12 protein-coding genes and 1 tRNA gene are annotated in these 13,369 nt (G+C 75.5%); 2 read left to right on the forward strand and 11 right to left on the reverse strand.

Annotated features, from left to right (window positions below; genetic code table 11):
- Positions 1–192: 192 nt before the first annotated feature.
- Together ACFVN3_RS19340 and ACFVN3_RS19345 are read right to left on the reverse strand one after the other, a co-directional pair.
- Positions 193–741 (reverse strand): DsbA family protein, encoded by a 549-nt coding sequence (locus tag ACFVN3_RS19340; RefSeq protein WP_378234614.1) that lies wholly within the window; start codon positions 739–741, stop codon positions 193–195.
- A gap of 129 nt (positions 742–870) precedes the next feature.
- Positions 871–2,001: a DUF2235 domain-containing protein gene (locus ACFVN3_RS19345; protein WP_378234615.1), complete on the reverse strand. Its 1,131-nt coding sequence runs from the start codon at positions 1,999–2,001 to the stop codon at positions 871–873.
- Positions 2,002–2,149: 148 nt separating this feature from the next.
- Here ACFVN3_RS19345 and ACFVN3_RS19350 point away from each other — a divergent pair, with 148 nt between their 5' ends.
- Positions 2,150–3,268 (forward strand): D-alanyl-D-alanine carboxypeptidase family protein, encoded by a 1,119-nt coding sequence (locus ACFVN3_RS19350; protein ID WP_378234617.1) that lies wholly within the window; start codon positions 2,150–2,152, stop codon positions 3,266–3,268.
- Between the two features lie 57 nt (positions 3,269–3,325).
- Here ACFVN3_RS19350 and ACFVN3_RS19355 read toward each other — a convergent pair whose 3' ends face one another.
- The 3 genes from ACFVN3_RS19355 to ACFVN3_RS19365 all read right to left on the reverse strand — a co-directional run bounded on the left by ACFVN3_RS19355 (position 3,326) and on the right by ACFVN3_RS19365 (position 6,138).
- A complete protein-coding gene (locus tag ACFVN3_RS19355) occupies positions 3,326–3,586 on the reverse strand; it encodes an acylphosphatase (protein WP_378234618.1) in 261 nt (86 codons plus the stop codon).
- Positions 3,583–4,059: a dsRBD fold-containing protein gene (locus ACFVN3_RS19360; RefSeq protein ID WP_378234619.1), complete on the reverse strand. Its 477-nt coding sequence runs from the start codon at positions 4,057–4,059 to the stop codon at positions 3,583–3,585. Before ACFVN3_RS19360 ends, ACFVN3_RS19355 begins: the two co-directional genes overlap by 4 nt.
- Before the next feature lie 75 nt (positions 4,060–4,134).
- Positions 4,135–6,138 carry a thioredoxin domain-containing protein gene (locus tag ACFVN3_RS19365; protein WP_378234620.1) on the reverse strand — a complete coding sequence of 668 codons (2,004 nt, stop codon included), beginning with the start codon at positions 6,136–6,138 and terminating at the stop codon, positions 4,135–4,137.
- 95 nt (positions 6,139–6,233) lie between these two features.
- Between ACFVN3_RS19365 and ACFVN3_RS19370 the strand changes: the two genes are divergently transcribed.
- Positions 6,234–8,510, forward strand: coding sequence for a serine/threonine-protein kinase (locus tag ACFVN3_RS19370; protein ID WP_378234621.1), 2,277 nt, complete (start codon positions 6,234–6,236; stop codon positions 8,508–8,510).
- Between the two features lie 65 nt (positions 8,511–8,575).
- Here ACFVN3_RS19370 and ACFVN3_RS19375 read toward each other — a convergent pair whose 3' ends face one another.
- The 6 genes from ACFVN3_RS19375 to ACFVN3_RS19400 form a co-directional block, all read right to left on the reverse strand.
- Positions 8,576–9,034, reverse strand: a complete 459-nt coding sequence (locus ACFVN3_RS19375; protein ID WP_378234622.1) for a hemerythrin domain-containing protein — start codon at positions 9,032–9,034, stop codon at positions 8,576–8,578.
- Between the two features lie 275 nt (positions 9,035–9,309).
- The gene (locus ACFVN3_RS19380; protein ID WP_378234623.1) at positions 9,310–10,113 is read right to left on the reverse strand and encodes an amino acid ABC transporter ATP-binding protein; all 804 of its coding nucleotides are present in this window, start codon (positions 10,111–10,113) and stop codon (positions 9,310–9,312) included.
- The gene (locus ACFVN3_RS19385) at positions 10,110–11,036 is read right to left on the reverse strand and encodes an amino acid ABC transporter permease (protein ID WP_378234624.1); all 927 of its coding nucleotides are present in this window, start codon (positions 11,034–11,036) and stop codon (positions 10,110–10,112) included. Before ACFVN3_RS19385 ends, ACFVN3_RS19380 begins: the two co-directional genes overlap by 4 nt.
- A 7-nt stretch (positions 11,037–11,043) precedes the next feature.
- Positions 11,044–11,925, reverse strand: coding sequence for an ABC transporter substrate-binding protein (locus tag ACFVN3_RS19390; protein WP_378234625.1), 882 nt, complete (start codon positions 11,923–11,925; stop codon positions 11,044–11,046).
- A 218-nt stretch (positions 11,926–12,143) separates the two neighbouring features.
- Positions 12,144–12,217 (reverse strand) — tRNA-Met (locus ACFVN3_RS19395).
- Between the two features lie 62 nt (positions 12,218–12,279).
- Entirely contained in the window at positions 12,280–13,284 is a 1,005-nt protein-coding gene (locus ACFVN3_RS19400; RefSeq protein WP_378234626.1) for an aldose 1-epimerase, read from the reverse strand.
- Between the last annotated feature and the right edge of the window lie 85 nt (positions 13,285–13,369).

A 13,369-nucleotide genomic window follows, 5' to 3' on the forward strand; every position in this document is an offset into this window, starting at 1 on the left:
TGGTGGTGCCGCGTCGTGGCGGGCCTGGCGGGAGCCGCGAGGAACGAGCGGCGGATGGTAGACGCGGCACCACCACCCACCCCGACCACCCAACGCGACCACACGCCGTCGGGCCCAAGAACCACGGCTCTACCTCGCGCGACCGGGGTTCTACCTCGCGCAACCAGGGCGCTACCTCGCGCGACCGGGGTTCTACCTCGGCGCGGTGGCGGCGTCGATCGCGGCGCGGAGACCGTCGGCGGTGACGCGGCCGCGGTAGCGGACGCCGTTGACGAACAGCGTCGGGGTGCCCTGGACGCCCGCGGCGAGGGCGTCGGCGTAGTCGCGCTGCACGGGCGCGGCGTGCTGCTGCGCGGCGTCCCCCACGACGGACGCGCCGTCGAGGCCGAGCTCCTCGGCGCGGTCGGCCAGGCCTGCCTCGCCGAACTGGTCCTGGTGCTCGAACAGCGCGGCCTGCATCTCCCAGAACCGCCCCTGCGCGGCGGCGGCCTCGACCGCGAGCGCCGCGGAGAGCGCGTGCGGGTGGATCTCGAAGAGCGGGAAGTGCCGGAACACGAGGCGCACCTGGCCGGCCGACGCCTCGACGACCTGCCGCAGCACGGGCGCGGCGGCGGCGCAGTACGGGCACTCGAGGTCGCCGAACTCGACGATCGTCGCGGGCGCGTCCGGGTTGCCGAGCACGTGCGCGTCGGCGGGGACGAGCTGCTCGGCCGGGATCGGTGGTGCGGTCTGCTCGGTCACGCCGCCCAGCATGGCACGGGGTCGGCGCGTCGCACCCGGCGAGCGGACGACGTCGTCCCCCGCGCCCGTGCAGACGTCGCGGGTGTCCGCGTGCGGGCCGTCGTCGACCGTGCGCGACCGGCCGTTCCCTCACGCGAGGACCAGCGGCCGGTCCTCCCGGGTGCCGCCGGGGATCGGCTCGACCAGGCGGTCCAGGCCCGGCCCGGCGCTCTCGCGCCACCACGTGACGTTCCGGGCGTGCCGCGCGTAGTCGGACTCGGGGTCGGCGGTGAGGTGCGCCGCCGTCTGGGCGAGGTACACGGCGTCGACGGTGTCGGGCGGGGTGGGCACGCCGGCGAGGACGCGCCGGTCGCCGCGGAAGCGTGGCCGCGGGTGCATGCGCTTGAGGAGGTTGAGCGCGCCGAAGAGCAGGCCGGGGCGGAACCGGCACACGAACTCGTCCTCGTGGTGGAGCTGGGCGAACAGCCGGTCCTCGTCGAACGACAGCCCGCGGGCGATGGCCTCGCCGACCATCCACAGCAGGGCGGTGTCGGAGAGCGCGCGTGCGCGCGCCCCGCCGCCGACGTCGCTGTGCCCGCCGGGGAACCAGACCTGCTTGACCCGAGCCGCCATGGAGACCGGGACGTCCCAGAGGCATGGCTCGAACGTGATGCGGCGGTCGTCGATCGCGAGGGCCTGGCGGGCGCACTCGACGTCGGTCGACAGGCGCAGGTCGTGGAACCGGCTGCGTCGGCGCGACAGGCCGGGGACCCCGAGCGCGCCGACGGTGTCGAAGACCCCGAGGAACGCCACGGGGACGTGGTCGTGGCAGTGCTCGACGCGGAACGCGGCGGCCTGCTCCGCCCGCTGGGCGGCGTCACGCAGGCGGTAGATCCGCTCGGCGTCGCACAGGTGGTCGCGCGCGAGGGAGTCCTGGGTGAGCAGCCCGACGGTCGCGACCATGCCGACGACGCTCCGGGCCGTGTACGCGCCGCGGCTGAACCCGAACACGTAGATCTCGTCACCGGGCTCGTAGTTGAGCGCGAGGTGGCGGTACCCGGCGACGACGTTGCGCGTCAGCCCGTACCCGAACGCCCCGCCGAGCAGCCGGTCGACGAGGTAGCCCTGCGCCCCGACGCCCTCGACGGAGAACACCATCTGCTGGACGCCGTCCGGCCCGATGCCGGTGCGGACCGAGCGCGCGATCTTCTCGATGTTCGACACGCTCGCGTTCACCGGTGAGTTCCACGTGCCGTCGCAGCACAGCACCAGCCGCTTCATGTCCCTCTCCCCACCTCGCCCCGGCACCGTCGCCGGGGACACCATCTGGGGAGGGCCCGGCGGGGTTCGTGATACTTCGGTGAGCGTCTCCGCGCTCACCCGCCGAACGGTCCGGAGGGCAGCCGCCGGTGGCGTAGGTTCTGGCGGTGTGACCGTCACGAACGCCCCCTCCTCCACCGGACCCTCGGGCTACCCGACCGGGCGGGAACGGCGGCACGCCCGGGGTACGCGCCGGCACCGCGGCGCGTGGATCGCGGTCGTCGTGACGCTGGCGCTCCTCCTCGGGGCTGCCGGGGGTGGGCTGGTCTGGTACCGGGGGTCGACGTACGACGAGCTGGACGGGCGGACGGCCGTGGCGCAGGAGCTGCTGGCGACGTCCGACGGGAAGGTCGCCGACCCCGCCGTCCGGGACGACCTCTCGGCCGAGGTCGACGACGCGCGCGCCCTGCTGGGTGCGTCGTTCCTCGATCGCATGACGACCGGCACGACGGGCGCGACCGAGTCGCTGGAGCAGGCGTCGCAGGCCGTGCACGCCTCGATGCTGGACCACGCGCGTGCCCAGGTCGAGGCGGCTCGGACGAGCCTCGCGCCCGTCCAGGAGCAGGGCGAGAAGATCTACGCCGCCACGGAGGGCCTGGGCGCCGACGAGGCGGTGCGCACCCGGCTCCGGGAGGCGCTCGACGCGGCCACGATGACGTCGGAGAGCGCCGGGAGCGGAGCGTCCGCCGACGACCTCGTCGCGCTGGAGCAGGCCGTCCTCGACCTGGAGGCGGGCCTGGCGACCGTCGCCACGTCGACGGAGGAGATGTCGACCGCGCAGGACGCCGTCTCCTGCCCCGCGCCGGACCAGGTGTGGGACCCGGACGGTGGGCGGGTGCCCGACTCCGCGCTCGCCCCGATCCCGTGGTCGCCGTCGGACCGCGTGCGTGCCGACGTGCTCGACGGGCTCGTCGCCCTCGACGCGGCCTACGTCGAGCGGTTCGGTGTGCACCTGACGATCAACTCCTCCTACCGCACGTACGAGGAGCAGGCGGGCCTCTACGACCCGTCGTCGCCGATCGCCGCACCGCCCGGCTGCTCGAACCACGGCCTGGGCTTCGCCGTCGACCTGGGCGGCGGGGTCCAGGCGTTCGGCACCCCGCAGTACGAGTGGCTCAAGCAGAACGCCGAGACCTACGGCTGGACGCACCCCGACTTCGCCGAGCCCGACGGGCGCGTGCCCGAGCCGTGGCACTGGGAGTCGGTGCTGGCCCGCGCGGACTCCTGAGCGGTCGCCGGTCCGGACGCTCGCGTCGGACGTCGTCCCGCGGGAGGCGGGTCGACCTCACCCCGCGCCCGGGTCGACGTCCACCCGGGTGACGTGCCCCGGCGTCGGGCCGTCGCGCAACCACGCCACGAGCCGGTCGACCGCGCTCCGGGGCCCGGTGGCGACCACCTCGACGGTGCCGTCAGGACGGTTCGTCGCGACCCCGTCGAGCCCCAGCGCGACGAGCCGCTCGCGCGTCGCCCAGCGGAAGCCGACGCCCTGCACCCGTCCGTGCACGACGGCCCGCAGGACGACCGGCGCGTCGGGAGCGTCCGTCACAGGTGCACGTGCGCCGGGATGCCCGTGGACGACTCGATGTCCGACTCGGCGTCGTCGAGCAGCCGGTCCGCGAGCCGCCGCAGCGCGCGCCCGACGGCGATCTCGTCGCCGATGAGCGGGACGTCCAGGTCGTGCGGGTCGCGGCGCGCGCGCCCGACGGTCCGCAGGTGCTCCGGCGTCTCCGCGACGAGCACCGCCTCCGCCGTCGTGCGGCCCTCCGACTCGACCACGCTGACCTGCACGCGCCACACCTTCGTCGTGTCGGTCCCGCCGCCGTTCTCCGCCCCGGGCACGTGCTCGACGTAGCTGTCCGACCCCGGGTAGACGAGCGTGCGCTCGCCCGTGTCCGCCCATTCCACGAGGTACGGGGGCGACCCGTCCTCGTGCCGCAGCTCGACCACCACCCCGTCGCGCACCGCTCCGCCGACGACCCCCGAGGCGGTGACGATCCTGTCCCCGACCGATGCCCTCATGGCTCCTCCTCGTGCCGCACCGCTCTTCCATCATGCGACCGCGTCGGGCCCGCTGCACGCCCGAGCCCGACCCGGCTATGCGTCGAGCTGGGTCCGCAGCGCGTCGGGGTCGTGCGCCGGGAGCCGGCACACGAAGTCGGCGCACAGGTAGGCGCCCGGGCCGCGGCCGTCGAGCAGGCCGACGCCGTCGACCGCGAGCGCCGCGGCGTCCCCGGGTGTCGCGCCGAGCAGCAGCCCGTTCGGGTGGTACCAGTCGCGCGCGGCCTCCCGGAACGCCTCGCGCAGGTCCGGGTCGGCCACGAGCACGAGCTGGTGGGGCGGCTCGGCGAGCCCGACGGCGACGCGGAGCACCCCGGCCGCGCCGAGCGGGTGCTCGCTCGCCGTCGGGGACGCGGCGACGTGCGCGCGTGCGGCGTCCCGGTAGCGTGGCTCGCCCGTCGCGAGGTGGGCCAGCAGCGCCGCCCGCGCGGCCGCCGTCGTGCCGAACGGGACGGCGCCCTCCGACGCGTCCGCGGCGGCACCCGCCTCGAGCCCGAGCTCCGTGAGCACGGGGTCGGTGCCCTGCGGGGGTCGCAGCTCGCCGTCCGCGCCGACGGTCGCGTCGACGAGGCGCAGGCCTTCGCGCACGTAGCGGGCCTCTCCCGTCAGGCCACCGAGCACGAGCAGCGCGGTCGCGAAGGAGCCGTGATCCTCGAGCGTCGCGACGGCGTTCGAGGCGACGCCGCCCTCCGACGCGCGCACGAGCGTCCCGTCGGCCCGCACGTGCGTGGTCAGCAGCCGGTCGGCGGCCGCACGCGCGGCGTCCGTGAGGTCGGGGAGGCCGAGGTGGTGCCCGGCCCGTGCGAGCGCCTCGATCGCGAGGCCGTTCCAGCCGGTGAGCACCTTGGTGTCGAGCCGGGGCGGCTCGTGGTGCGCGCGCTCGGCGGGCGGGAGCAGGTAGTAGCCGCCCTCGACGCGCTCGCCGCCGACGACGGACTCCGAGTCCTGCGCGCTCGCGAACGCACCGTCCGCCAGGCGCAGCACGCGCAGGAGGAAGCGCCCGACGTCGGCCGCGACCCGCGCGGCGCCCTCGCCCGGGTCCGGGGTCCCGGGGGCGGGCGAGGGCGTGCGGAGCGGGCCGTCCACCGGCCCGGTGCGCCGCAGCACGGCGAGCGTCGTCGCGGCCGAGAGGAGCTGGGCGTTGTCGTAGAGCATCCGCTCGTAGTGCGGCTCCGACCAGTCGGGCCGGGTCGCGTACCGGAAGAAGCCGCCGTCGACGTCGCGCAGGGGGCTCACCGCCATGGCGTCGACCGTGCGCCCGGCCAGGACGAGCGCGCGACGCGCGACCTCGGGGTCCACGACCGAGGACGCGGCCAGGTCGAGCAGGAGCTCGAGCGTCGGCGCGACGGGGAACTTCGGCGCGCCGCCGAACCCACCGTGCACGCGGTCCTCCGCCGCCTCCAGCCGGTCGACGACGGTCCGCGCGTGGTCGGCGAGCCGGCCGACCGGGCCGTCGTCGGTCGCGCCGGGGGCGCCCGGCGCCCCGGGGGCGGCGACCGCCGTCGCCGCCGCGGACGGGACGCCCGTCCGCCGACCCGCCGCCGCGTCCCGCAGCGCCGCGCGGATCGTCTCCCCGGTGTCGACCACCTGCTCGCGCCGCTGCTCCCAGGCCTGCGCGACCGCGTCGAGCACGTCCCGGAACGCGGGCCGCCCCGCCACGGGCACGGGCGGCCAGTACGTGCCGGCGTAGAACGGGGCGCCGTCCGGCGTCGTGAACACCGTGAGCGGCCAGCCGAGGTCGGGCGTGAACGCGCTCGCGGCGGCGAGCAGGCTCGCGTCGACGTCGGGGTGCTCCTCGCGGTCGACCTTGACCGCCACGAAGCCGCGCGCGAGCAGCGCGCCGATCTCCGGGTCGGAGAAGCTCTCGCGCGCCATCACGTGGCACCAGTGGCACGTCGCGTACCCGACTGACACCATGACCGGCACGTCGCGGTGCCGCGCCTCGGCGAACGCCTCGGCGCCCCACGGGTACCAGTCGACGGGGTTGTCGGCGTGCTGACGCAGGTACGGGCTCACGGCGTCGGCGAGGCGGTTGACCATGTCGTCCAGCCTGCCAGGTCGGCGCGACGCTCGCGGGGCGGGACGTCGGAGTTGTCTGCTACGTCCAGGAGCGGCGCGCTTGTAACGTTGCGCCCATGCCCGGCCCCGAGCAGTCCGCCCTCGCGGTGGCGACCGACGACGACACCCGCCTGACCACCCAGGCTCCCGCCGACCACGCCGGGCCGACGCCCGCCGCGCCCGACGTCTCCGTCCGACCTGCTGCCGCCCCCGACGCCGAGCCGGGCCCCACGCCGCTCCCCAGGCGGCCCGTCCGCCAGGTGCCGGCGAGCGGCGACCGCAAAGGCCCGTTCACCCTCGCCGAGGTGCTCGGGCACGGCGGGTTCGCGCACGTCTACCGCGCGACGGACGCGGACGGCGCGGAGGTCGCGGTGAAGGTGCTGACGGGCCTCCAGGAGGGTTCCCGCGAGCGCTTCACGCAGGAGGCGAGGCTGCTGGAGGCCGTGGACGGGCGCGGCTTCCCCGCGTTCGTGCGCTCGGGCCTCGACGACGACCAGCCGTGGTTCGCGATGGGGCTCGTGCCGGGCACCACGCTGCGCGACCAGGTCCGCGCGTCGGGCCCGCTGGACGGGCGGCAGGCGCTCCGCCTGGCCGCGCAGGTCGCGGAGGCGCTGCTCGTGCTCCAGGAGCAGCACTGCGTGCACCGCGACCTGAAGCCCGCCAACATCATGGTCGACGGCGACCGCGCGGTCCTCATCGACCTCGGCATCGCCAAGCTGTTCGACACCGCGACCTCCACGCAGCCGGTCGGGACGCTCGCGTACATGGCGCCGGAGCTGTTCGCCCGCCGCGTGCACCCCCGCTCGGACGTGTACGCGCTCGGCCTGCTGCTGATCTTCACCACCACGGGCGTCGTGCCGGCGGACCTCAACTTCCTCGGCCGCGACCTCGAGGCCGAGGACCTCGTCCGGGAGGTGCCGGACGACCTCGTCGGCGTGCCGGCGGGGATGGAGCTGGCCCCGTCCCCCGCCGAGCTGCCCGAGATCGACCCCCATCTCCAGGACCTCATCCTGTCGATGACCCGCTACCAGCCGAACCACCGCCCCGCGCTCGAGAGCGTCGTCGCGGTGCTGCGCGCGCGGCTCGCCGGGGAGGCCGCCGACGACACCCTGCTCCTCACGGAGCGGATCGTGGCCGACGGCGCCACCGCGGCCGAGCGGGCGCTCGGCCCCGTCGCCGGGCTGGGTGCCGAGACCGGCGCACCCGTCCGGGGCGTGCGGCCGGTCGATGCCGTCGCGGTCGGCCCGGACCTCGGCGGAGGCCTCGGCGCCGCCGCCGGCCGGGATGCCGCCCGCGCCCGGGAGCCGTGGCACGCCCTCGTGTACGACGCCACGCTCATGAGCGTGCTCTCCGAGGTGCACGGCGACGGGTTCGACGGCGCGGCCTCCGAGGTCATCGCCGACCACGTGGCGAGCATCGGGGCGCACGTCGCCGACGGCAGAACCCCCGCCGAGCTCAAGGACTGGCTGTGGCAGGCGATGCAGTGGCAGGCCGCCACCCCTCCCGCCGGGCACGCGGACACCCTGCGCGGATGGCGGGCGTACCGTCGCCCGCCGCACGTGACGCCGGGCGGGCTCAAGCCCGTGGTCCGCGTCGCCCGACTGCGCACGGACGAGCCCGACGCTCTCCCCGCGCGCGGCGCCGCGGGCGGACGCGCCTGGCCGGTGCCCGTGCGGCGCGTCTCCACGATGGGCAGGCCCGCGGCGACGTCGTCCGCGGCGGAACCGGCGGTCGAGCGTGGTTCCGCGGCCCCCGCGCGGACCCGGGTACTGGACTCTCCCGACCTCGTCGCCACCCAGGTCGGGCGACCGGTCCCGCCGTCGGTCCCGCCGCGACGGAGCCCCGTGCAGCACCTCGGGCCCACGCCGCGCTCGACCCGGCCGCGCGTCACCGGCGCTGCCGTCACGAGCACTCCCGTCCCCCCGCCCGCGAACGCCTCACAGGACACCCCCGCGTCGCCCACGGCCCCGGGACGGGCAGCGGCCCCCGCAGCCGCCGCGCCCTCCCGCTCCGCCGCGTCGTCGTCCGGGGGCCGGTCCCGGGTCGGGGGCGCGCTCCTGCGTGGGCTGCCGCGTCTGCTCGCCGTCCTGGCCGTGCTCCGCACGCTGTGGCTCGTGCCCGACGGCGCGGCCCGGCAGAGCGAGCCGTTCGTCGCTCTGCCGTCGCAGCTCCTGGAGACCCTGCGCGTCTCGGTGGACATGGCCCCGCTCGTCGACGGTCCGGTGCTCGCCCTGGCGGCGCTCGCGGTGGCCGTGGTGCTGCGCGTCGCCGGGCAGCGCACGTGGACGTGGCTGTACGCACTCGTCGCCACCGTGTCGGTCGCGGCCACGGTGGTGCTCGTCCTGCGCGGCTGACCGGCTCCCCGAGGGGGTCGGCGGCGGTCGGGGGCACCACCGCGTGGTGCCGCCCGACCGTGGCCTCAGAGCGGCCCGAGCACGTCCTCGCGACGCGCCCCGAGGTCGAGCGCGGCGAGGACGCCGCCGAGCGCACGCTCCTCGTACCGGAAGTGCGACTCCATGATCGCGCCCACGCCGTCGAGGTGGCGCCCGACGGCGTCCCGCGACGCCTCGGGGTCCGTCGCCCGGTCGAGCGCGTGCTCGAGGTCGGCGACGAGGTACGCGATCATCCCGTGGTCCTGGCGCAGGCGCCGCATGACGTCCGCCAGGTCCGGGTGACGCCGCTCGAGCTCGGGGAAGAGCACCGCGTCCTCGGCGGTGTGGTGCCGGGTCAGGGCGGTGCAGAAGCCCCGGCAGTACACCAGCAGGTCGGTGACCGGATCGCTGGGGTGCGGATCGTCGTCGTGCGCCGCGTCCCGCACCAGCTCCAGCGCGCGTCGCAGCCGGCCGTGCACCGCCTGCATCTCGTCGTACCAGGCCACGAGCCTGGTCTTCTCGCCCTCACTCACCGGTGAGGAACGAGGAAAGGGTCCGTGCTGTCACGGCTCCCCCTTCCGGGTTCGGCGCCTCCATGCCTGACGTGGTCCGCCACCGGCACGCGACGCTGGGCGCGACCCTACCAGCCGGTGCGCGGGGCCTTGCTGCGTCGCGCGCGTCGCTGACGAGAACGACACCACGCGCCGTCGAGCACGACCTGAGGGCCGCGAAGACGCTCAGGACGTCCCTCATGCCGTGTTCGGCGACCCCGGGGGCTTGGTCAGGCGTGGAGACGGCGGAGGAACGCGCGGGTGCGCTCTTGCTGCGGGTCGCCGAGCACCTGCTCGGGGGTGCCGCGCTCGTGGACGCGGCCCTCGTGGAGGAAGCAGACCTCGTCGGCGACGCGGCGCGCGAAGCCCATCTCGTGCGTCGCGACGAGCATCGTGCGGCCCTCCGCACGCAGCTCGGCGAGCAGGTCGAGCACCTCGCCGACGAGCTCCGGGTCGAGCGCGGACGTCACCTCGTCGAGCAGGAGCAGCTCGGGCCCGTTGACGAGGGCGCGCGCGATGGCCGCCCGCTGCTGCTCGCCGCCGGAGAGCTGGTCGGGGTACGCGGTCACCTTGTGGCCGAGCCCGACCCGGCCCAGCATCTCGACGGCCGCCGCCTCCGCCTCCGCACGCGCCCGCCGGTGCACGAGGCGCGGCGCGAGCGTCACGTTGTCGAGCACCGTCAGGTGCGGGAAGAGGTTGTACGCCTGGAAGACCATGCCCATGCGGGCGCGGACCCGGTTGGCGTCGAGCCGCGGGTCGGCGACGTCCTCGCCGTCGAGCAGGATCTGCCCGTCGTCGACCTCGTCGAGGAGGTTGACGACGCGCAGGAGCGTGGACTTGCCCGAGCCGGACGACCCGACGAGCACGACGCACCGGTGCGCGTCGACGTCGAGGTCGATGCCGTCGAGCACGACCCGCCGCCCACCCGGGGCACCCGGAGCGGGGAAGGTCTTGCGGACGCCACGCAGCGAGAGCAGGTGGTCCGCGCCGGTGCCCTGCGGGTTCGCGCCGGAGGGCAGGACGACCCCGCTCATCGGATGTCCCCCGCCCCGCTCACGGTCGCGAGCGACCGGCCCCAGCCGCGGCGCGCCTGGTACGCGTCGACCGCGCGCGTCAGCGGGAACGACACGAGGAAGAACAGGATCCCCGCGACGACGTACGGCGTGAAGTTGTAGCTCCCCGTCGTCGCGATCTGCGCGGCGCGGATCGCGTCGACCGCGCCGAGCACGGAGATGAGACCCGAGTCCTTCTGGAGCGAGACGAGGTTGTTCGCGAGCGGGGCCGTGACGTTCCGCACGGCCTGCGGCAGCACGACGCGGCGGGTCGTCTGGGCGCGTGTGAGCCCGAGCGAGCGCGCAGCGGCGACCTGGGACGGGTGCACCGACTCGATGCCCGCGCGGAACACCTCGGCCAGGTAGGCGGTGTACGTGAGCACGATCGCGAGCGCCCCGAGGAACGCGCCCGACGTCGGCAGCCACTCCAGGCGCAGCGCGGGCAGCCCGAAGCCGACGAGCAGCAGCACGAGCAGGAGCGGCACGCCACGGAACAGGTCGACGTAGGCGGTCGCGAACGCGCGCAGCGGGAAGAGCGCCGGGATGCGGCTCGTGCGCGCGATCGCCAGCCCGAGACCGAGCAGCGTGCCGACGACGCCCGCCACGACCCAGACGCGCAGGTTGAGCCACAGCCCCTCGAGGATCGCGGGCAGCGACTCCCACGCCATCGCGGGGTCGAAGAACGCGGTCCGCGCACGCTCCCAGCCGGGCGCGTTGACGACGACGAGCACGACGGCCGCGACGACGAGGACCGTGCTCACGAGCGCGACGAGGAGCGAGCGGCGACGCTGCGCGCGACGGAACGCGGCGCGGTCGAGCGCGAGCGGCGACGGCGACCACGCGGCCCCCGGGCCGCCGTCGGGCATCCCGCGCCCGGGCGGGCGCGCGTCGTCGGGCACGGTCACGGCCGGGTCACTCGAGGACGGGGATGTCGTCCGACTTGAGCCACGTCGTGCGCAGCTCGGCGAGCGTGCCGTCGGCCTCGAGCTCGTCGACGGCCTGGGTCACGCAGTTTGTCAGCGCGGAGTCCAGGTCGAGCACGAGCCCGTACTGCTCGACGACGCCCTGGTCGGGCAGCGTCCCGATGACGACGGAGTCGGGGAAGTACTCGGTCGACGCGGCGACGCCCTGGTCGACGTCCATGACCATCGCGTCGATCGTGCCGGACTGCAGCGCCTGCATGCCGTCGCCCGCCGCGTTGTACGGCGAGATGTCCGCGTCCTCGCCCCACGCACCCTCGGCGAGCGTGAGGCTCGTCTGCGCGGCCGTGACGCCGATGCGCGCGCCGTCGAGCTCGGCGAGCGTCGTCGCGCCCGCGTAGGGGCCGTCCTCCATGACGATGACGCCCTGGCGCGTCGTGAGGTACGGGCTCGAGAAGTCGACGGCCTGCTTGCGCTCGTCGGTGATCGAGGTCTGGTACGCGGCGACGTCGAACGGCTTCACGGCCGGGCTGATGATCTGCTCGAACGTCACGGTCTCCCAGACGACGTCGTCGGCCGCGTAGCCGAGGCGGTCCGCGACGGCGTAGATCAGCGCCGACTCGAAGCCCTCGCCCGAGTCGTGCTCGCCGACGTACCACGGCGAGTACGCCTCGCCCGCGCCGACGGTCAGCACGCCGTCGACGAGCGTCGGGAGCGCGCCGGGCTCGCACTGCGCGGCGTCGCCCGAGGCGCTGCCGCTCGGGCTCGCGGCGTCGCCACCGTCGGTGCCTCCTGACGAACAGGCCGCGAGCGAGAGCGCGGCGACCGCCGTGACGGCGGTGAGGACGGCGGGACGGGGACGCAGACGGCGCATGGTGACCTTCCGGGTGTCGGGCGCCCGCGGGAGTGGTGAGCGCCGGCCACTGACGATAACGCCGGGCCGTGGGCCGTGGCTTCCCTCGCCCGCACCTCGGCCGGGTGGGGCGCGTCACAGCGGACGTCCGGCTCCCGCACCACGACGCCACCGGGGCGGGCAACCCCGGACACGACGAAGGCCCTCGATCATCGGATCGAGGGCCTTCGCCTTCTGAGTAGCGGGGGCAGGATTTGAACCTGCGACCTCTGGGTTATGAGCCCAGCGAGCTACCGAGCTGCTCCACCCCGCGTCGGTGATCACTACTCTACGTGAGGTTCCGGACCAGGCCAAATCGGGTGGACGAGACGTGGGTCACGCCAGGACCTCGACCCCGAACGCGAACTCGCGCACGGCCCCGGGCTCGAGCCGCACGTCCGCGGCGCAGTCGGCGCGGTTGAAGGCGTCAGTCAGGGTCTCGACGGGCTCGATCGCGACGGCGGCCCGCTCGCGCCGCGCCAGGCCGTCGCCCGTGTAGACGTGGACGAGCCCGCGGTCCTGCCACACGGCGAGACCCTGCCCCGTCGCGGGGTCGCGCACGACCGTCCGCGCGCGGCCGTCGGCGTCGGTGCGCAGGTCGCCGAACGCGTGGTCGAGCCGCACGCCGGCGAGCAGCAGCGGCCCGACGCCGTCGATCGCCCCGAAGGCCTCCGCCCCCACGCGTGGGAGCAGTCCGGCGTCGGTCACGACGGCGTGCCGCGCCGGGACCGTGAGCTCGAGCCGGTCGATCGTGTCGTGGCCCGGGACGCGCAGGTACGGGTGCCAGCCCAGGGCGACCGGCGCGGCGGACGCGCCCACGTTGCGGGCCCGCAACGTGACGCCCAGCGAGCCCGCGTCGAGGACGTACTCGACCTCGAGGGCGAGCGCGAAGGGGTAGCCCGCGTGCGCGTCGGGGGCGACGGACGCGCCGAGCGTGACCGACACCGGTCGCGCCGACGCCTCGTCGGCGGGGCGCGCGGGGTCCTCGTCCCGGTCGACGACCGTCCAGTCGAGCGTGCGGGCGAACCCGTGCATGGTGAGGGGCTCCCACGGCAGGACGGGGGGCACCTGGTGCCGCACGCCGTCGAACACGTACTCCCCGCCGGAGAGGCGGTTGACGAAGGGAGCCATGAGCGCCGACCGCGCGGCGTCGTGCGCGGCGACCTCGGCCTCGTCGGCATACCCGTCCACGAGGTCCTCGACGCGCTCGACCCCGTCCGCCCCGATCCACGGCGCACGCCAGGCGAGCACGGCGGCACCGCGCAGCGCCACGACCAGCTCGGCCCCCGACGGGTGGTGCAGGCGCACCGCGGGGACGGCCGGGGTCGTGCCGCTCGCCACGCTGAAAGCGTTGCTGCAAACCGTTGCAGAAGTCACGAGGAGCGATCCTCCCGCCCGGCGAGCGAAAAGACAACTCTGGCACGAC

It is taken from the genome of Cellulosimicrobium sp. NPDC057862 (genome assembly GCF_042797035.1).
GTDB lineage: Bacteria > Actinomycetota > Actinomycetes > Actinomycetales > Cellulomonadaceae > Cellulosimicrobium.

Excerpts from the sequence above, each read along its gene's own strand:
- ACFVN3_RS19345 (WP_378234615.1), bottom strand. The coding sequence starts at position 2,001 with ATGAAGCGGCTGGTGCTGTGCTGCGACGGCACGTGGAACTCACCGGTG.
- ACFVN3_RS19360 (WP_378234619.1), bottom strand. The coding sequence starts at position 4,059 with ATGAGGGCATCGGTCGGGGACAGGATCGTCACCGCCTCGGGGGTCGTC.
- ACFVN3_RS19365 (WP_378234620.1), bottom strand. The coding sequence starts at position 6,138 with ATGGTCAACCGCCTCGCCGACGCCGTGAGCCCGTACCTGCGTCAGCAC.
- ACFVN3_RS19370 (WP_378234621.1), top strand. The coding sequence starts at position 6,234 with ATGCCCGGCCCCGAGCAGTCCGCCCTCGCGGTGGCGACCGACGACGAC.
- ACFVN3_RS19380 (WP_378234623.1), bottom strand. The coding sequence starts at position 10,113 with ATGAGCGGGGTCGTCCTGCCCTCCGGCGCGAACCCGCAGGGCACCGGC.
- ACFVN3_RS19390 (WP_378234625.1), bottom strand. The coding sequence starts at position 11,925 with ATGCGCCGTCTGCGTCCCCGTCCCGCCGTCCTCACCGCCGTCACGGCG.